This window comes from Nonomuraea sp. NPDC048826 (assembly GCF_043198225.1).
Lineage (GTDB): Bacteria > Actinomycetota > Actinomycetes > Streptosporangiales > Streptosporangiaceae > Nonomuraea.
The window spans coordinates 722,036-739,392 of sequence record NZ_JBICUQ010000005.1 but is presented as its reverse complement, the minus strand read 5'-3'; the positions used below and the strand labels follow the sequence as shown (position 1 = coordinate 739,392).

The 17,357-nt window shown below is 68.8% G+C and carries 17 protein-coding genes, 2 tRNA genes, 1 rRNA gene and 1 riboswitch; of the genes, 10 read left to right on the top strand and 10 right to left on the bottom strand.

What is annotated here, in order from left to right:
- The 7 genes from ACGFI7_RS21770 to ACGFI7_RS21740 all read right to left on the bottom strand — a co-directional run.
- Positions 1-68: ribosomal RNA gene (locus tag ACGFI7_RS21770) — 16S ribosomal RNA — on the bottom strand; the annotation flags it as partial.
- Positions 69-499: 431 nt separating this feature from the next.
- Positions 500-3,073, bottom strand: coding sequence for a valine--tRNA ligase (locus ACGFI7_RS21765; protein WP_393407114.1), 2,574 nt, complete (start codon positions 3,071-3,073; stop codon positions 500-502).
- A 70-nt stretch (positions 3,074-3,143) separates the two neighbouring features.
- Positions 3,144-4,427, bottom strand: coding sequence for an ATP-dependent Clp protease ATP-binding subunit ClpX (gene clpX / locus ACGFI7_RS21760; protein WP_393407111.1), 1,284 nt, complete (start codon positions 4,425-4,427; stop codon positions 3,144-3,146).
- Between the two features lie 176 nt (positions 4,428-4,603).
- Positions 4,604-5,161, bottom strand: a complete 558-nt coding sequence (locus ACGFI7_RS21755; protein ID WP_393407170.1) for an ATP-dependent Clp protease proteolytic subunit — start codon at positions 5,159-5,161, stop codon at positions 4,604-4,606.
- Positions 5,162-5,240: 79 nt separating this feature from the next.
- Positions 5,241-5,873, bottom strand: coding sequence for a ClpP family protease (locus ACGFI7_RS21750; RefSeq protein ID WP_393407109.1), 633 nt, complete (start codon positions 5,871-5,873; stop codon positions 5,241-5,243).
- Positions 5,874-6,057: 184 nt separating this feature from the next.
- Positions 6,058-7,440: a trigger factor gene (tig, locus tag ACGFI7_RS21745; RefSeq protein WP_393407107.1), complete on the bottom strand. Its 1,383-nt coding sequence runs from the start codon at positions 7,438-7,440 to the stop codon at positions 6,058-6,060.
- A 150-nt stretch (positions 7,441-7,590) separates the two neighbouring features.
- Entirely contained in the window at positions 7,591-8,457 is an 867-nt protein-coding gene (locus ACGFI7_RS21740; RefSeq protein WP_393407104.1) for a helix-turn-helix domain-containing protein, read from the bottom strand.
- A 232-nt stretch (positions 8,458-8,689) separates the two neighbouring features.
- Between ACGFI7_RS21740 and ACGFI7_RS21735 the strand changes: the two genes are divergently transcribed.
- Positions 8,690-9,166: an ATP-binding protein gene (locus ACGFI7_RS21735; RefSeq protein WP_393407102.1), complete on the top strand. Its 477-nt coding sequence runs from the start codon at positions 8,690-8,692 to the stop codon at positions 9,164-9,166.
- A gap of 62 nt (positions 9,167-9,228) precedes the next feature.
- Here ACGFI7_RS21735 and ACGFI7_RS21730 read toward each other — a convergent pair whose 3' ends face one another.
- Positions 9,229-9,381: a hypothetical protein gene (locus ACGFI7_RS21730; RefSeq protein ID WP_393407099.1), complete on the bottom strand. Its 153-nt coding sequence runs from the start codon at positions 9,379-9,381 to the stop codon at positions 9,229-9,231.
- Positions 9,382-9,481: 100 nt separating this feature from the next.
- On the opposite strand from ACGFI7_RS21730, the gene ACGFI7_RS21725 reads away from it, so the two are divergent.
- The 3 genes from ACGFI7_RS21725 (at position 9,482) to ACGFI7_RS21715 (ending at position 11,427) form a co-directional block, all read left to right on the top strand.
- On the top strand, positions 9,482-10,378 hold the full coding sequence (locus tag ACGFI7_RS21725; protein ID WP_393407168.1) for an SDR family NAD(P)-dependent oxidoreductase: 897 nt from the start codon (positions 9,482-9,484) through the stop codon (positions 10,376-10,378).
- 23 nt (positions 10,379-10,401) lie between these two features.
- Positions 10,402-10,779, top strand: coding sequence for a bacteriocin fulvocin C-related protein (locus tag ACGFI7_RS21720; protein WP_393407096.1), 378 nt, complete (start codon positions 10,402-10,404; stop codon positions 10,777-10,779).
- 171 nt (positions 10,780-10,950) lie between these two features.
- Positions 10,951-11,427 (top strand): hypothetical protein, encoded by a 477-nt coding sequence (locus ACGFI7_RS21715; RefSeq protein WP_393407093.1) that lies wholly within the window; start codon positions 10,951-10,953, stop codon positions 11,425-11,427.
- Between the two features lie 321 nt (positions 11,428-11,748).
- On the opposite strand, the gene ACGFI7_RS21710 is transcribed toward ACGFI7_RS21715, so the two are convergent.
- A tRNA-Pro gene (locus tag ACGFI7_RS21710) sits at positions 11,749-11,825 on the bottom strand.
- An 89-nt stretch (positions 11,826-11,914) separates the two neighbouring features.
- Here ACGFI7_RS21710 and ACGFI7_RS21705 point away from each other — a divergent pair.
- The 4 genes from ACGFI7_RS21705 (at position 11,915) to ACGFI7_RS21690 (ending at position 15,018) form a co-directional block, all read left to right on the top strand.
- A tRNA-Gly gene (locus tag ACGFI7_RS21705) sits at positions 11,915-11,988 on the top strand.
- A 121-nt stretch (positions 11,989-12,109) separates the two neighbouring features.
- Complete coding sequence (locus tag ACGFI7_RS21700) at positions 12,110-12,733, top strand: uridine kinase (protein WP_393407091.1); 624 nt, start codon at positions 12,110-12,112, stop codon at positions 12,731-12,733.
- A 41-nt stretch (positions 12,734-12,774) separates the two neighbouring features.
- Positions 12,775-13,665: an LLM class flavin-dependent oxidoreductase gene (locus ACGFI7_RS21695; RefSeq protein ID WP_393407089.1), complete on the top strand. Its 891-nt coding sequence runs from the start codon at positions 12,775-12,777 to the stop codon at positions 13,663-13,665.
- A 42-nt stretch (positions 13,666-13,707) separates the two neighbouring features.
- Complete coding sequence (locus ACGFI7_RS21690) at positions 13,708-15,018, top strand: TrpB-like pyridoxal phosphate-dependent enzyme (protein ID WP_393407087.1); 1,311 nt, start codon at positions 13,708-13,710, stop codon at positions 15,016-15,018.
- Positions 15,019-15,060: 42 nt separating this feature from the next.
- On the opposite strand, the gene ACGFI7_RS21685 is transcribed toward ACGFI7_RS21690, so the two are convergent.
- Positions 15,061-15,138 (bottom strand): 50S ribosomal protein bL37, encoded by a 78-nt coding sequence (locus ACGFI7_RS21685; protein WP_372513659.1) that lies wholly within the window; start codon positions 15,136-15,138, stop codon positions 15,061-15,063.
- 152 nt (positions 15,139-15,290) lie between these two features.
- Here ACGFI7_RS21685 and ACGFI7_RS21680 point away from each other — a divergent pair, with 152 nt between their 5' ends.
- Positions 15,291-16,070, top strand: coding sequence for a DeoR/GlpR family DNA-binding transcription regulator (locus tag ACGFI7_RS21680; protein ID WP_393407085.1), 780 nt, complete (start codon positions 15,291-15,293; stop codon positions 16,068-16,070).
- Positions 16,067-17,149, top strand: a complete 1,083-nt coding sequence (galT, locus tag ACGFI7_RS21675; protein WP_393407083.1) for a galactose-1-phosphate uridylyltransferase — start codon at positions 16,067-16,069, stop codon at positions 17,147-17,149. The genes ACGFI7_RS21680 and galT overlap by 4 nt, the downstream gene beginning before the upstream one ends.
- Before the next feature lie 65 nt (positions 17,150-17,214).
- Positions 17,215-17,354: riboswitch (cyclic di-AMP (ydaO/yuaA leader) on the top strand.
- Positions 17,355-17,357: the final 3 nt, after the last annotated feature.

Sequence of the window (17,357 nt, the reverse complement as noted above, 5' to 3'; positions counted from 1 at the left end):
CGCTCGACTTGCATGTGTTAAGCACGCCGCCAGCGTTCGTCCTGAGCCAGGATCAAACTCTCCAAACAATGAATGGTTTGATTCCCAACCAAAAAAGGAATCCGTCAAAAATGACGGGGTTTGTGCATCATGCACTGGCTTTTAACACACTGTTGAGTTCTCAAGAAACGGACGCGTCCATCCCAGCAAGATCCAACCCGTGGCCCCTGCCGCAGAGGCGTTCATTCGTTTCGTCTTCCGAAGTCTATCAGATCCGGGCGATTCTCGTCAAACCGTCAGATTCTGGTAGATTCCGGACGCCCCTTCCGAGGCAACCCTGCTAACTTACCCGAACTTTTCGCCTGTGTCCAACCAAGTGCTTGGACCCAGGCCGGAAGCCCGGACTCATCGGTAGGGGTGTCAGGGCGAGAACCGCCCCGCGCAGAAAACTGTAGCAGCCCCTGCAGGGCGGGAAGGCCCGTTCTCGGTAACGAATAGGCCTTCCCCTCCCCCGTACGGCTCAAACCCTCAGGGCGGCGAGCTGTGCTTCGAGGCGCGCGATGTCAGCCGAGGCCTGGTCGGCGCGGGCCCGCACCTTGGTCACCACGTCGGCGGGGGCCTTGGCCATGAACTGCTCGTTGCCCAGCTTGCCGGCGGCCTGGGCGGCTTCCTTGCGGGCGACCGCGAGGTCCTTCTCCAGGCGCTTGCGCTCGGCGGCCACGTCGATGGCCCCGGCCGTGTCGATCTCCACCGTCACGCCACCCACCGTGAGCCGGGCCGTCGCCGAGAACGTCTCGGCCGGCTCGGTGAGGCGCAGCAGCGAGCGGATCGCCTGCTCCTGCCGCTCCACCGCGCTGCCGGCGAGATCGAGCTTGGCCGCCACCTTCTGGCCGGGCTTGAGGCCCTGGTCGGAGCGGAACCTGCGGACCTCCGTGACCACGTCCTGCAAGGCGGCGATCTCCGCCTCCGACCGCGGATCGTCGTAGCGGGCGTCGGCCGTGGGCCAGGGCGCCACGACGATGGACTCGGCGCCGGTCAGCGCCCGCCACAGCTCTTCGGAGACGAACGGCACCAGCGGGTGGAGCAGCCTCAGCAGGGCGTCGAGCACCTGCCCCAGGACCAGCCGGGTGTGGTCGAGACCCTCGCCCAGCTGGATCTTGGCCAGCTCCAGGTACCAGTCGCAGACCTCGTCCCAGGCGAAGTGGTAGAGCAGCTCGGATGCCTTGGCGAACTCGTAGTCGGCGAAGGCCGCGTCGGCCGCCTTGATGACGCTCTGCAGCCGGGAGAGGATCCACCGGTCGGCGGCCGTGAGATCGGCGCCGTCGAGGGAGCCCACCGCGGCGCCGTTCATCAGCGCGAAGCGGGTGGCGTTCCAGATCTTGTTGCAGAAGTTGCGCGAGCCGGCCGCCCACTCCTCGCTGATCGCCACGTCGGCACCGGGGTTGGCGCCGCGCAGCAGGGTGAAGCGGGTGGCGTCGGCGCCGAAACGCTCGATCCAGTCGAGCGGGTCGACGACGTTGCCGAACGACTTGGACATCTTCTTGCCGTACTGGTCGCGGACCATGCCGTGCAGGGCGACGACGCGGAACGGCGGCTCGCCGTCCATCGCGTACAGGCCGAACATCATCATCCGGGCGACCCAGAAGAACAGGATGTCGTAGCCCGTCACCAGGACGGAGGTCGGGTAGAAGCGCTCCAGTTCGGGGGTGCGCTCCGGCCAGCCCAGGGTGGAGAACGGCCACAGCCCGGAGGAGAACCACGTGTCGAGCACGTCGGGGTCCTGGACGTAGCCCTCCGGCGGCGTCTCGTCGGGGCCGACGCAGACGACCTCCCCGTTGGGGCCGTACCAGACCGGGATGCGGTGGCCCCACCAGAGCTGGCGGGAGATGCACCAGTCGTGCATGTCGTCGACCCAGTCGAAGTAGCGCTTGGCCATCTCCGGCGGGTGGATGCTGGTGCGGCCGTCGCGGACAGCGTCGCCGGCCTCCTTGGCCAGCGGGCCCACGTTCACGAACCACTGCAGCGACAGCCGCGGCTCGACGACGGTCTTGCAGCGTGAGCAGTGACCGACCGAGTGGAGGTACGGGCGCTTCTCCTCGACGATGAGACCCTCGGCGCGCAGCGCGGCGACCACGGCCGGGCGCGCCTCGAACCGGTCGAGGCCCTCGAACGGGCCATGAGCGGTGATGACGCCGCGCTCGTCCATCACAGTCATGGACGGCAGCGAGTGGCGCCGGCCGATCTCGAAGTCGTTGGGGTCGTGGGCCGGGGTCACCTTGACGGCGCCGGTGCCGAACGACGGGTCGACGTGCTCGTCGGCGACGACCGGGATGCGGCGGCCGGTGAGCGGCAGCTCGACGGTGGTGCCGACGAGGTGCGCGTAGCGCTCGTCGGACGGGTGGACTGCCACCGCGGTGTCGCCGAGCATGGTCTCGGCCCGGGTCGTGGCCACCACGATCTCGTCGGAGTAGCGGATCGAGACGAGCTCGCCCTCGTCCTCGGTGTGCTCCACCTCGATGTCGGACAGCGCGGTCAGGCAGCGGGGGCACCAGTTGATGATGCGCTCGGCGCGGTAGACCAGCCCGTCGTCGTAGAGCTTCTTGAACATGGTGAGGACCGCCCGCGACAGGCCCTCGTCCATGGTGAACCGCTCGCGCGACCAGTCGACGCCGTCTCCCAGCTTGCGCATCTGGCCGAGGATCTTGCCGCCGGACTCTTCCTTCCACTCCCAGACGCGCTCGACGAACGCCTGCCGGCCGAGGTCGTGGCGGGACAGGCCCTGCTTGGCCAGCTCCCGTTCGACGACGTTCTGGGTGGCGATGCCGGCGTGGTCCATGCCGGGCAGCCAGAGCGTCTCATGACCGAGCATCCGGGCGCGGCGGGTCAGCGCGTCCTGGACCGAGTGGTCGAGCGCGTGACCGATGTGGAGCGAGCCGGTGACGTTCGGCGGGGGCAGGACGATGCTGTAAGGCGTGCGCGGGCTGCCCGGGTCGGCGTGGAAATAGCCTTCGGTTACCCACCGCTCGTAGCTGCGGGTCTCGACGTCGGCCGGGGTGTACTGGGTGGGCAGCTCTGGCGTTGTCACGGTGACCAATTCTAGGGAGACGGGAAAGGGAAACGCCCCATGGAGGGTGTCCACGGGGCGCTGGCCTTGGCTGGGAGGCTCAGGCCGACTTCTCTCGTGGAGTCCGCTGCTGCTTGGCGGCGAGCTGGTCGCGGGGTACGAGAGTCGGGATCGCGTGTTCGAGCACCGACTCCCGGGTGATGACCACGCGGGCCACGTCTTGGCGGGAGGGCACCTCGTACATCACGGACAGGAGCACCTCTTCGAGGATCGCGCGCAGGCCGCGGGCGCCGGTGCCGCGCAGGATGGCCTGGTCGGCGATGGCCTCGAGGGCGTCGTCGGTGAACTCCAGCTCCACGCCGTCGAGCTCGAAGAGCTTGCGGTACTGCTTCACCAGGGCGTTGCGCGGCTCGGTGAGGATCTGGATGAGGGCCTCGCGGTCGAGGTTGTGCACCGAGGTGATGACCGGCAGGCGGCCGACGAACTCGGGGATCATGCCGAATTTCAGCAGGTCCTCGGGCATCACGTCGGCGAAGATGTCGGCCGTGTCGACCTCTTCCTTCGACCGGATGATGGCGTTGAAGCCGATGCCCTTCTTGCCGATGCGCGATTCGATGATCTTTTCGAGGCCGGCGAACGCGCCACCGCAGATGAACAGCACGTTGGTGGTGTCGATCTGGATGAACTCCTGGTGCGGGTGCTTGCGGCCGCCCTGCGGCGGCACCGAGGCCGTGGTGCCCTCGAGAATCTTCAGCAGCGCCTGCTGGACGCCCTCACCGGAGACGTCGCGGGTGATCGACGGGTTCTCGCTCTTGCGGGCGATCTTGTCGACCTCGTCGATGTAGATGATGCCGGTCTCGGCCTTCTTGACGTCGTAGTCGGCGGCCTGGATGAGCTTGAGGAGGATGTTCTCGACATCCTCGCCGACGTAGCCGGCCTCGGTCAGCGCCGTGGCGTCGGCGATGGCGAAGGGCACGTTGAGCATCTTCGCCAGGGTCTGTGCCAGCAGCGTCTTGCCCGAGCCCGTGGGGCCCAGCAGCAAGATGTTGCTCTTGGCCAGCTCAAGGCCGTCGTCTCTGCCCCGGTCGCCGGACTGCACCCGCTTGTAGTGGTTGTAGACCGCCACCGAGAGCGCCTTCTTCGCCTTGTCCTGACCGATGACGTAGGCGTCGAGGAACTCGTAGATCTCCCTCGGCTTGGGCAGGTTGTCCCACTTGAGCTCGGAGGACTCGGAGAGCTCCTCCTCGATGATCTCGTTGCAGAGATCGATGCACTCATCGCAGATGTAGACGCCTGGACCGGCAATGAGCTTCTTGACTTGCTTCTGGCTCTTTCCACAGAAAGAGCACTTCAGCAGGTCTCCCCCGTCGCCGATGCGTGCCACCCCAGATACTCCTTTGCGTGGGACCGCCCTGCTCTCCGCGATCCGTATCCTCCGGACCCGGTCCGAACCGCTCAGGTTTCGACGTTACCGTCTTCTGGGCCCTCAGTGAGCCCCCTAGCGGCGAGTCGCACCGGAACGTGCCCTCTTGGGCAGCGCTCCGGTGCATCACGTCTCGTCTAGGAAGCGACGGGCTGAGCTCGCTTCTTCCTGGACGGGATAATGTCATCGATCAGACCATACGCCTTTGCCTCTTCGGCGTTGAGAATTTTGTCGCGTTCGATGTCCTTTCGGACCTCGGCAGCGGACCGCCCGGCATGCCGCGCCACGATCTCCTCGAGGAGCGAGCGCATGCGGAGGATCTCTCTGGCCTGGATCTCGATGTCGCTGCCCTGGCCGCCCCCCTCGGTGGACGGCTGGTGGATCAGCATCCGGGCGTTGGGCAGCGCGAACCGCTTGCCCGGAGTGCCGCCGGCCAGCAGCACGGCCGCGGCGGAGGCGGCCTGCCCGAGGCAGACGGTCTGGATTTCTGGCCGGACGAACTGCATCGTGTCGTAGATCGCCGTCATGGCCGTGAACGACCCACCGGGCGAGTTGATGTAGATGCTGATGTCACGGTCGGGATCGAGCGACTCCAGCGTCAGCAGCTGGGCCATCACGTCGTTGGCCGACGCGTCGTCGATCTGCACCCCGAGGAAGATGATGCGGTCCTCGAAGAGCTTGTTGTACGGGTTCATCTCCTTCACGCCGTAGGACGTGCGCTCGACGAAGGAGGGGAGAACGTAACGGCTTTCGATGTTCAACTTTCAGCTCCCCCTAGGAGACGGGGCCCTGTGAGGGCACCTGCCGAGCGCTGCGCACGACGTGGTCGATGAAGCCGTAGTCCTTGGCCTCGTCGGCCGTGAACCAGCGGTCGCGATCGGAGTCGCGCTCGATGACGTCGAGCGGCTGCCCGGTGTGGGCGGCGATCCGCTCGGCCAGCGTCTTCTTCACGTAGAGCATCTGCTCGGCCTGGATGGCGATGTCGGCAGCGGTGCCGCCGATGCCGCCGGAGGGCTGGTGCATCATGACGCGGGCGTGCGGCAGAGCGTAGCGCTTGCCCCTGGCCCCCGCCGACAGCAGGAACTGCCCCATCGAGGCGGCCATGCCCATGACGACCGTGGAGACGTCGTTGGGCACGTATTCCATCATGTCGTAGATCGCCATGCCGGCACTGACCGAACCGCCCGGCGAGTTGATGTAGAGAGTGATGTCGCGCTCCGGATCGTCGGCGGCCAGGAGCAGCAGCTCGGCGCAGATCCGGTTGGCGATCTCGTCGTTGACCTCCTGGCCCAGCACGATGATGCGCTCACGCAGCAGGCGCTGGTAAAGCTGATCCTCAAGCCGGAAGGCCGAGCCGTTTTCACGGCCCCGCGACTCAGGCTGGAAGAAGGTCGGCGGGCTGCTCACAGCTTCACCTTCCGATGCGTCGTAATCGATGGGCTTTGCTTGTGACCCTAACGCGCCTCGCCCACAGGTCATGCCCGGTCCACGGGCTGTTCGCTGACGGCGCATGCCTCCAGACACGACCGAAGCCCCCGGCAGGCCCGCAGCTTCGGGCCGGACGGGGGCTCAGGACGGGCGCGGGGCGTGGTTACGCCTCGGCCTTCTGCTCTTCGGCTTCCTCGGCCGGCTCCTCGCCCGCCTCTTCACCGTTGATCTCGGTGTAGATGGCCTTGAGGTCGACCTCGGTGCCGTCGGTGTCGACGACCTTGGCGGCGTCGCCGAGAACGGCCTTGGCCTTGTCGCGGACGATCTCGACCATGGCGAGCGTCAGCTGGTCGTTGTCGGCGAGGTGCTGGGCCAGCTGGTTGGGCTGGACGCCCATCTCCATGGCGCGGCGCACCACGAAGTTGGTCAGCTCCTGCTCGCTGACGCCGAGCTCCTCGGCCTTGACGATCTTGTCGAGCACGAAGCCGACCTTGATGGCGCGGGCCGAGGAGGTCTCGAACTCGGCGAAGCGCTCCTCCTCCGTCGTCTGGTAGAGACGGAAGTAGGCGTCACGGCTCAGGCCGCTCTCGGCGACCTGGTGCTCGAGGTTGTGCTTGCGGGCGTCGATCTCCGCCTTGAGCGCGCTCTCCGGGATCGGGATGTCGATCTTCTCCAGGAGGGTGTCGAGGGCCTTGTCGCGGGCCTGCACGACCTGGTCGATGAGCTTGGTGCGGCGGACCTGCTCGCGGATGCTCTCCTTGAGCTCGTCGAGTGTGTCGAACTCGCTGGCGAGCTGCGCGAACTCGTCGTCGAGCTCCGGCAGCACCTTTTCCTTGACCGACTTGACGTTGATGATGACGTCGGCCTCCTGGCCGGCGTGCTCACCACCGACGAGCTCGGTGCTGAAGCTCTTCTCCTCGTCGGCCGACATGCCCACGAGCGCGTCGTCGAGGCCCTGGAGCACCGAGCCGGCGCCGACCTCGTAGGAGACCTCGCTGGCCTGCTGCTCCTCGATGTTCTCGCCGTCGATCTCGGCCCGCAGGTCCATCACGACGTAGTCGCCGACGGCGGCCGCGCGCTCGACCCCGGTCAGCGTGGCGAAACGCTGGCGCAGCGCGTCGAGCTGGGTGTCGACGTCGGCGTCGGTGACCTCGGCGGAGTCGACGGTGATCTCGACGCCCTGGTAGTCGGGGACGTCGAAGCTGGGACGGACGTCGACCTCGGCGGTGAACTCGATCTGCTCACCGTCCTCGATCTTCGTGACCTCGATGTCAGGCTGGCTGACCGGGAACACGTCGACCTCGTCGACGGCCTGGCCGTAGAGCTTGGGCACCGCGTCGTTGAGGGTCTCCTCAAGCACGACCGCTCGGCCGAAGCGCTGCTCGATGATGCGCGCAGGGACCTTGCCAGGGCGGAACCCGGGGACCCGCACCTGCTGCGCGACCTTCTTGTATGCCGCATCCATGCTCGGGCGCAGCTCGTCGAACGGCACCTCGACAGTGAGCTTCACCCGGGTCGGGCTGAGCTCCTCGACAGCGGTCTTCACGGGGTGGTCTCCTTGATCAAGCTTCGAGTGATCGCGGGCGCGTCCATTCGGTACGGCTCGCGCGCCGCGCCCACGTAATCGGCGTTGGGGCACGCTCCGCAACGGCGGCATCCAAGCGCCACGGTCAGTCTAGGGCAGACCCAGCAACTCTCAGAACTCATCCGCGATGGCGCGCAGCAGCTCCACCGTCTCGTCAGGGGTCGTGCTGACCGCGCACAGCCGCTCCATGACCTCGGTGTAGCGGTCCACGTCCTCGCGCTTGTCCAGGTAGAGGGCGCTCGCGAGCTGCTCCACGTAGACGACGTCGGGCAGGTCGTTGTCCGGGAAGCGCAGGATGGTGAACGCGCCACCCTCCGCGCTGTGGCCGCCGAAGCTGAACGGCATGACCTGGATCGTGATGCTCGGCTGGCGCATCAGGTCGATCAGGTGCTCGATCTGCGCGCGCATGACCTCGGCGCCGCCGATGGGCCGGCGCAGCGCGGCCTCGTCGATGACCGCCCAGAAGACCGGGCCGTCGGGCTTGTCGAACAGCCGCTGGCGTTCCAGTCTCAGGTCGACCCGGCGGGAGATCTCGTCGGGGCCGAGTCCGGCGGAGCCCGCCGTGACGACCGCGCGCGCGTACTCCTTGGTCTGCAGCAGGCCGGGCACGAACTGGACCTCGTACGTCCTGATCCGCGTCGCGGCCTCCTCGAGGCCGACGTACGCCTGGAACCAGGTGGGGAGGATGTCGTTGAAGCGGTGCCACCAGCCGGGTTCGTTGGCGGTGGCCACCAGGTCGAGCACGGCGCCGCGGGCCTGGTCGTCGGTCACCCCGTACAGCGTCAGAAGATCGGCGACGTCGCGTTCCTTGAAACCGACCCGGCCGAGCTCCATGCGGCTGATCTTGGATTCGGACCCTCTGATGAGATGCCCCGCCTCCTCGCGGGAGACGCCCTTGCTCTCCCTCAGCTTGCGGAGTTGGGAGCCTAGAAGGATACGCAGCGCCGTAGGGCCGGAACCCGGCTGGTTCTGCGTCACTTTGCCTCCTATCAAGGTCCGCACCACACACTGACACCACATCGCCGGGTATGACAAGGTCTCAGCCTGGTGTCCGATTCGGATATGTCCGTGGATACTGAGCATGCGGCTGCACATTGCACATGCACGTGCATTTGGGTCTTGCAGCAGCACCCCGTCGTGACCCATGATGGCTTAGTGCATTTTGGGCCAAACATGCACTAGCCGATGGCGTCTGGGAGGTAACGGCGGGATGGTGGAGGACCCTCTGGCCACTGCCGACTGCCTCCAGATCACCCGCGAGGTGGGGTTCGACCAGCTGCTCACCTCGGCCAAGCCGTACACCACGGCGTGCCCGCTCCCCTTTCAGGCCGACTCGGTCAAGACGGCCCGGGACGTCACCCGCTCCACCCTCGCCCGCTGGGGCCTGTCCGAGCTGGGCGACGACGCCGCCCTCGTGGTCTCCGAGCTTGTCACGAACGCCGTCAGGTACGGCATGTACGCGCGGGGCCGGCACGAGATCACCCTGCTGCTGATGAGGGTGGCGCCGCACGTGCTGCTGGCGGTCGCCGACCCCAGCGACGACGTGCCTCGGCCCAAGGAGCCCGACTTCGTCTCCGAGAACGGCCGCGGGCTCTACATCGTCGAGACGTACAGCCAGTGCTGGGGCTGGGACCCGCTGGCGCGCGGCGGCAAGGCCGTCTGGGCCCTCTTCCACGCCGGCCCCTGATCACTCCCCCACGCCGAGCCTGATCACTCTTCCACGCCCGCCCTGATCACCGGGTCGCGGGCTCAGGACCCGCGGCGATCCAGGAAGAACCACGCGCCCAGGCAGAGCAGCGCCATCACGCAGAAGAAGGCGACCAGCTCCCGCCCGTCGACGACGAAGGCCGCCAGCACGAACACCGCGCCGGCTCCGGCGGCCAGAGAAGACACACGTATCACAGGGGCATTGTGCCGCACGCACAGTGCGCCGAGGTCGCCGCCGCATTACGCTGGAGATCGTCCCGGCTCGGCGGCGCCCCCAGGAGGCAGCGTGTCGACGATGGTGATGACCGGCGGTACGTCCGGGTTCGGCGCGATCGCCGCCGAACGGCTGGCGCGCGATGGCGCCCGTCTCCTGATCGGCGCCCGCCGTGAGGCGCCCGCGGGCGAGGCGATCCCGCTCGACCTGACGGAGCTCGCCTCTGTACGGTCCTTCGCGGAGTCCGTCCGCGCCCGGCTGGGGACCACTCCCGTCGACGCGCTGGTGCTCAACGCCGGCATGATCCTTCCTGACGTGACCGGGCGGACCGCCGACGGCTTCGAGACGGCCTTCGCCGTCAACCACCTCGCGCACTACCTTCTCGTACGCCTGCTGCTGCCGACGCTGGCCGACCGGGCGATCATCGTGCTGACGACGAGCGGCACGCACGACCCCGCCAACCGCGCCGGGCTGGAGACGCCCCGGCACGCCGACGCCGAGCTGCTGGCGCACCCCGATCGCGACCCCGGCCTCGACCCCCGGCCGGCCAAGGCGGGCGAGCACGCGTACACCGCCTCGAAACTGTGCGCCATCCTCACCGTACGATCGCTGTCGGCGCACCCCGACGTCCTGAGCCGCCGCATCACGGTGATCGCGTACGACCCCGGCCAGGTCTTCGGGACGGGGCTGTCCAAGAACCTGTCGCTTCCCCTGCGGGTGGCCTGGGTCGTGCTGGGCACCCCGCTGGGCAGGCCGATGCGCTGGTTCAACCCCTTTCTCAACGGCCGCGCCGCCGCCGGCGGCACCCTGGCCGACCTGTCACTCGGCCGCGTCACCCCGCCGGACGGACGCACGTTCACCGCCCTGCGCCGCGAGCGCCTCACCTGGCCGGACCCGTCGGAGCAGGGCCGCAGCGACGCCCTGGCCCAGGCGCTGTGGGACGACAGCGCCAGGCTCACCGGGCTTCCGCCCACGTGAGACCCCTGGTTAGACAGGAGACCATGGACGGAGATCAGCACCGATCAGGCGGCGATGACCGTCTCCCCGAGACCTACGACGAGTTCATCGCCCATCCCATGGCCCGAAGGCGGGCGATCTACCAAGATCTCTCACCACGGACGCGCAGCCGCCTGTGGGCAGAGCAGCTTGCCCGGTACCGCGCCGCCCATCCGGACTTGACCGAGGAGCAGCGACGCATCCTCGACGAAGCCCAAGAGATCATCAACGACGAGGAAACCTTCGCGCCGCGCGGCGAACCGCACCCGGGCCTCGACCGGCTCGGCGACGCCGCCGTCTCCGCGTTCGGCTGGGAAGAGGCCCGCAGGCTCATGGCGACCCTCGGCCCTGAAGAGCCCGGGGGATCATGCGGGATCGCCTGACCGGGCGACTTCGGACGCGATTCCGCATCCGCTCGCCGAGGCGCCGGCCCAGGAGTGGCCGTGTCCCGTCCTTCCTCGCAGCGCGCTGGGCGTCGTGTGCGGCCTTGCCCGCGGCTCCGGGTGAGCGGCGAAAGGGTTCTCCCCTTGTTTCGTCAGGGTATCCTGACGCCTATGACGTTCACATGCGCAGACGTGCCCGGCCACGAGGGCTTCGCCGCTCCGGTGCTCCCCACCGGGGAGCTGGCCTCGTCCGCCAGCGCCTTCACCAAGACCTTCGTCGGCTACCAGGCCGCGTGCTCCTGCGGGTGGGCAGACCGGCGCCGGTTCACGGCCTCGCCGGAAGGGATCAAGGAGGCTGAGTACCGGTGGTGGAGCCGGCACATCGCCTCCCTGCTCGCCGCGGCGCCGCCCGGCGAACTGGTGATCAAGTCGAACCTTCTCCGCGAACGCATCGCCGCCCTCGTCGCCGAACGCCCCCTGGCCGCCCTCACCCTGCTGTCCCAGATGGAGAGCTGGCAACGCGCCCTGCTCAACGAGGCGGTCGCCGGGGCCCGGGAGGCCGACGTCTCCTGGGCGCAGATCGGCGAGGCGATGGGAATCTCCAAGCAGAGCGCCCACGAGCGGTTCCGGGCGCACGTGGGCGCGTGATCCAAGCTCGGCAAGATCCACTTCCGGGGACTACCGTACCGTCGTGACGTTCACAGACACCGACGTGTCCGCTCTTCTCGCACCGGCCGGCCTGCAGTTCATCAGGCGCATGGACTCGGACAGCGTCCGGCTGCCTTCGGCCGTGGAGTAGCTGATCGCGATTTCCCTCGTCGTCCTCAGGGTCGGCATTCGCGAGCACGCTACGACTCTGTCGCTGGTGTCACGGCAAGCGCGGGGCCGTCGAGGCCGAGCAGGACGGCGCCGGTGGCTCGGGGTCTTGGTCACAGAAGGCCCCTCCCGATCCGGGAGAGGCCTGTGAGCTGGTCGGGGCGACAGGATTTGAACCTGCGACTTCTTGCTCCCAAAGCAAGCGCGCTGCCAAGCTGCGCCACGCCCCGCCGCGCCGGGTACGCGCGCGCTCCGGGACTCCGGTACGCTTACGCCCTGACGACCGGATGCAGTCTAGACCAGACTTCGACCGGTTCGCGCGGACGTAGCTCAATGGTAGAGCCCTAGTCTTCCAAACTAGCTACGCGGGTTCGATTCCCGTCGTCCGCTCCATGCGTGAAGGCCCAGGCCAGGGAGGTGCTCCCGGGTCTGGGCCTTCTGTTGTCGCCGGGGAAGCCTTGTAGGTGCCGGTCGGGGCTGTGGCACTTGCTGGGGTGACTCGTAGGCTCGGGGGATGCGGGTACGACCGATCTCGGGTGCGGCGTTGGCCGAGGAGCTCGCCGACAGGATCGCGGGGTGGCCGCGTGAGGCGTGGGTGCGGGTGATCCTCGATGGGGCGGCCGCGGCTCGGCCGGGAGAGCTGGCCGATCGGCTGACCGCGCCGCTGCGGGTGCGGGGGCGGGAGGTGCTGCGGGTGTCGGCCGGTGACTTCCTGCGGCCGGCGTCGCTGCGGCTGGAGTTCGGGCGGACGGATCCGGACGTGTTCTACGACGAGTGGCTCGACGTCGGGGCGTTGCGGCGTGAGGTGCTGGAGCCGCTGGGGCCCGGGCGGACGGGGAAGGTGCTGCCCGCGCTGTGGGACAGCGGGGCCGACCGGGCCTACCGGGTGCCGTACCGGACGTTGCCGGCCGGCGGGGTGTTGCTGCTCGACGGCACGCTGCTGCTGGGGCGGGGGTTGCCGGTCGAGCTGGCCGTGCACGTGTGGCTCTCGCCGGGGGCATTGGAGCGCCGTACGCCCGAGGACGAGCGGTGGCGGTTGCCGGCGTACGAGAGGTACGAGCGCGAAGTGCGGCCGAGGGAGGCCGCGGACGTGGTGGTGAGGGCGGATCACCCGGATCGGCTCGCGGTCGAGGCGTAGTCAGCCCGAGTCCAGGGTCAGGGCGTGGGTAAGTGGGCGGTATGAGCGATTATGGGCGTCCGCTGGAGTTCGGGTACTTCCTGGTGCCGTATGCCGATGATCCGCTGGTGGAGTACGCGCGGCTGGCCGACCGGCTGGGGCTGGATCTGGTCGGCGTGCAGGATCACCCCTACCAGCGGCGCTACGTCGAGACGTGGACGCTGCTGAGCGTGATCGCCACGGCCACCGAGCGGGTGCGGGTGTTCCCGGACGTGGCGAGCCTGCCGATGCGCCGGCCCGCGGTGCTCGCCAAGGCGGCGGCCAGCCTCGACCTGCTCAGCGGCGGCCGGGTGGAGCTGGGGCTGGGCGCCGGGGCGTTCTGGGACGCGATCGAGGCGTACGGGGGGACGCGGCGCACGCCGGGGCAGGCGATCGGCGCGCTGGAGGAGGCCGTCGCGGTCGTCAGGGCGATCTGGAGCGGCGAGGGCAACCAGCGCTTCGACGGGGAGCACTACCGGCTGGCCGGGGCGCAGGCGGGGCCGAAGCCCGCGCACCCGATGGAGATCTGGCTCGGGGTGGGCGGGCCGCGGGCGCTGGCGCTCACCGGCAGGGCGGCCGACGGGTGGCTGCCGTCCTCGTCGTGGGCGCCGCCCGAACGGCTGCCGGAGCTGCAGGCGCGCATCGACGAGTCCGCGGAGAAGGCGGGCCGGCGGCCCCGGGACGCGCGCAGGCTCTACAACGTCAACGGCACCATCACCGGCGGCGCGAGCGAGGGCTTTCTCAAGGGTCCGGCCGGGCAGTGGGTGGACGAGCTGACGGACCTGGCGGTGGCCTACGGCATGGACACGTTCATCCTGTGGCCGGAGGGCGACCAGCGGGAGCAGCTGACCAGGTTCGCCGAGGAGGTCGTGCCGGAGGTCCGCCGCCAGGTCGCGGCCGAGCGAGGCGCCTGACAGGGCTGGATTCGGGACCGGCGGCGGGAGCAGACTGGGACGATGATCCCGAGCAACTGGTACAACATCGTTCCCGATCTGCCCGTCCCGCCGCCTCCGCCGCTGCACCCGGCGACGCGGCAGCCGATCGGGCCCGATGACCTGGCGCCGCTGTTCCCGATGGAGCTCATCCGTCAGGAGGTCAGCCAGGAGCGGTACGTCCCCATCCCGCAGGAGGTGCTGGACGTCTACCGGCTGTGGCGGCCGACGCCGCTGATGCGCGCCCGCAACTTGGAGCGGTCCCTGGGCACCCCGGCGCGCATCTACTACAAGTACGAGGGCGTCTCCCCGGCCGGCTCGCACAAGCCGAACACCGCCGTCCCGCAGGCGTTCTACAACGCCCAGGAGGGCGTGCGCAGGCTCACCACCGAGACGGGCGCCGGTCAGTGGGGCAGTTCGCTGGCCTTCGCCTGCGCCCAGTTCGGCCTCGAGTGCGAGATCTGGATGGTGCGCGCCTCGTACGACCAGAAACCGTACCGTTCGGCGCTGATGCGGGTGTACGGGGCGAGCGTGCACGCGAGCCCGTCATCCGTGACGCAGTCCGGCAGCAAGGTGCTGGCCGAGCACCCCGACTCCCCCGGCAGCCTGGGCATCGCGATCAGCGAGGCGGTCGAGGCGGCCGCGTCGGCCGACGACACCAGGTACGCGCTCGGATCTGTGCTCAACCACGTGCTCATGCACCAGACGGTGATCGGTGAGGAGGCGCTGGGGCAGCTGGAGGAGATGCCGGACGTCATCGTCGGCTGCACCGGCGGCGGCTCGAACTTCGCCGGCCTGGTCTTCCCCTTCCTGCGCGAGAAGCTGGCCGGGAAGATCGACCCGGTCATCCGGGCCGTGGAGCCGGCGGCGTGCCCGTCGTTCACACGCGGCCGTTACGCGTACGACTTCGGCGACACGGCGGGGCTCACCCCGCTGATGAAGATGCACACGCTGGGCCACGACTTCGTGCCGGACCCGATCCACGCGGGCGGGCTGCGCTATCACGGCATGTCGCCGCTGCTGTCGCACATGTACGAGCTGGGCATGTTCGAGGCGGTCACCCGGTCGCAGAAGGAGTGCTTCGAGGCGGGGGTGCGCTTCGCCAGGACCGAGGGCATCCTGCCCGCTCCGGAGCCGACGCACGCGCTGGCCGAGACCATCGCCGAGGCGCTGCGCTGCAAGGAGACCGGGGAGGAGAAGGTGATCCTGACCGCGCTGTGCGGGCACGGCCACTTCGACCTGGCCGCGTACGAACGCTACCTGTCGGGTGAGATGGAGGACTTCACGCTGCCGCAGGAGCGCATCGACGAGGCGCTGAGCGGTCTGCCGGTGTGACGAGGACCCGCCGCCCGCGTCGCGGGCGGCGGGCCGGGTCCGTCAGCGCGCGGTGGGGCGCTTGCCGTGGTTGGCCTTCTTCTTCTTGCGTGCCCTGCCCTTACGAGCGCGCCTGGCCATACGCTCTCCTCTCGACGACTCTCGATGTACGGGTACGGGGTCCGACCCAACGTCCCGCGTCAGGCGCCTCCCGGCAAGGCCTCAGGTCAACCTCACAATCCCCAACATATTCGTGTCATAATTTGGTGGAATCTGTTGGAAGGAGCGGGGGCGTGCTCGCACAGCAACGCCAGCAGGCGATCCTCGAACGCGTGCGCAGCAAGGGCGGGGTCCGCGTGGCCGATCTCGTACGCGAGCTCGGCGTCTCCGACATGACCATCCGCCGCGATCTCGAGGTGCTCGCCGATCGCGGACTGCTGGAGAAGGTGCACGGCGGCGCCACCGCCATCGGCCCCGGCTCGACCGAGGAGCCGGGCTTCACCGCCAAGTCGGCCCGCCAGCAGCAGGAGAAGGAGGCCATCGCCCGTCGCGCGGCGCAGCTCGTGCGCCCCGGCACCGCGGTCGCCCTGTCCGCCGGCACCACCACGTGGTCACTGGCCCACCACCTCATCGGCGTGCCCGAGCTCACCGTGATCACCAATTCGGTGCCGGTCGCCGACGTCTTCCACCGCAATCCCCGCGCCGACCGCACGGTCGTGCTGACCGGCGGCGTGCGCACCCCCTCCGACGCCCTCGTGGGCCCCGTCGCCGTCGCCGCGATCCGCCGCCTGCACGTCGACACGCTCTTCCTCGGCGTGCACGGCATGAGCGTGCGCGCCGGGTTCACCACGCCCAACCTGCTGGAGTCCGAGACCGACCGGGAGCTCATCGGCGCCGCGCACCGGCTCGTGGTGCCCGCCGACCACACCAAGTGGAACACGGTCGGCATCAGCACCATCGCCGAGCTGTCGGAGGCCGACGTGGTCATCAGCGACGCGGGGCTGCCGGAAGAGGCGCGCAGGGAGCTGGCCGACAGGGCCGGAGAGTTGATCATCGCGGAGGGGGCGGCGTGAAGCGCACCATCACCCATCTGGCCGACGGCCGGGAGCTCATCTACTTCGACCGGAGCGACGGCGCCGACCGCGGCGCCGTCGACCGGCGGCCGCTCGATCCGCGGCCGGTGGCGTCGGAGCTGCGCTACGACCCGCTGACCGAGGAGTGGATCGCGATGGCGGGCCACCGGCAGACCCGGACGTTCCTGCCGCCGGCCGACGAGTGCCCGCTGTGCCCGTCGTCGGACACACGGGCGTCGGAGATCCCGGCGTACGACTACGACGTGGTCGTGTTCGAGAACCGCTTCCCCTCCTTCTCCGGAAATCTCGGGACTTATGCGGATGTCGGTGGGTTGAGCGAGGTCCGGCCGGGGGTGGGACGATGTGAGGTGGTGTGTTTCACCTCACAGCACGACTCCTCGTTCTCCCGGCTCTCCGACGACCAGGTGGAGCTGGTCATGGAGGCCTGGGCCGACCGTACGGCCGAACTGTCCGCGGTGGAGGGCGTCGAGCAGGTCTTCTGCTTCGAGAACCGGGGCGAGGAGATCGGCATCACGCTGTTCCACCCCCACGGGCAGATCTACGCGTACCCGTACGTGACGCCCCGCACCAAGCTGCAACTCGGCGCGGCCCGGCGGTACGCGGAGCGGCGGCCGGGGCGCAACCTTTACGCCGACGTGCTGGAGGCGGAGCGGAAGGCGGAGATCCGGGTGGTGGCGGCCAACGAGCTGTGGACGGCGTTCGTGCCGGCCGCCGCGCGCTGGCCGTTCGAGGTGCACGTCTACCCGCATCGCCAGGTGCCGGACCTGGCCGCGCTGTCGGAGGCCGAGCGGGCCGCGTTCGCGCCGCTCTACACCTCGGTGCTGCGGGCCCTGGACGGGCTGTTCGGGGTGCCGATGCCGTACATCTCGGCCTGGCACCAGGCGCCGGTCCGGCAGGACCGTGAGCTGGCCTACCTCCACCTGGAGCTGTTCAGCATCAGGCGGGCCCCGGGCAAGCTGAAGTATCTGGCAGGATCGGAGTCGGCCATGGGCGCGTTCGTCAACGACGTGCTCCCCGAGGAAGCCGCCAGCATGCTTCGATCACAGGTAGATCACTAAAGGATTTCTGTTTGGGTCGCATTACCCGTGATCTACCACTAATATGCCTTCGAGCACGGCCGTAACCGTGCGTCACGCCTAATCCCGGGCGAGTGCCCGGGAGCCGGGGACCCAACCGCACTTGGGGTGAATCCACTTCGGTGGTAGGGAACTGCTCCCGTGCCCGAACCCGTCAGCTAACCCGGCAGGCAGAGGGAGAGGACCCAGT

What these genes read in the sequence shown, in the direction of transcription:
- ACGFI7_RS21695 (WP_393407089.1), top strand. Translation starts at nt 12,775, where the DNA reads ATGAGCGATTATGGGCGTCCGCTGGAGTTCGGGTACTTCCTGGTGCCG.
- ACGFI7_RS21690 (WP_393407087.1), top strand. Translation starts at nt 13,708, where the DNA reads ATGATCCCGAGCAACTGGTACAACATCGTTCCCGATCTGCCCGTCCCG.
- ACGFI7_RS21755 (WP_393407170.1), bottom strand. Translation starts at nt 5,161, where the DNA reads ATGAACCCGTACAACAAGCTCTTCGAGGACCGCATCATCTTCCTCGGG.
- ACGFI7_RS21725 (WP_393407168.1), top strand. Translation starts at nt 9,482, where the DNA reads ATGGTGATGACCGGCGGTACGTCCGGGTTCGGCGCGATCGCCGCCGAA.
- ACGFI7_RS21715 (WP_393407093.1), top strand. Translation starts at nt 10,951, where the DNA reads ATGACGTTCACATGCGCAGACGTGCCCGGCCACGAGGGCTTCGCCGCT.
- ACGFI7_RS21720 (WP_393407096.1), top strand. Translation starts at nt 10,402, where the DNA reads ATGGACGGAGATCAGCACCGATCAGGCGGCGATGACCGTCTCCCCGAG.
- ACGFI7_RS21685 (WP_372513659.1), bottom strand. Translation starts at nt 15,138, where the DNA reads ATGGCCAGGCGCGCTCGTAAGGGCAGGGCACGCAAGAAGAAGAAGGCC.
- ACGFI7_RS21735 (WP_393407102.1), top strand. Translation starts at nt 8,690, where the DNA reads ATGGTGGAGGACCCTCTGGCCACTGCCGACTGCCTCCAGATCACCCGC.
- ACGFI7_RS21700 (WP_393407091.1), top strand. Translation starts at nt 12,110, where the DNA reads ATGCGGGTACGACCGATCTCGGGTGCGGCGTTGGCCGAGGAGCTCGCC.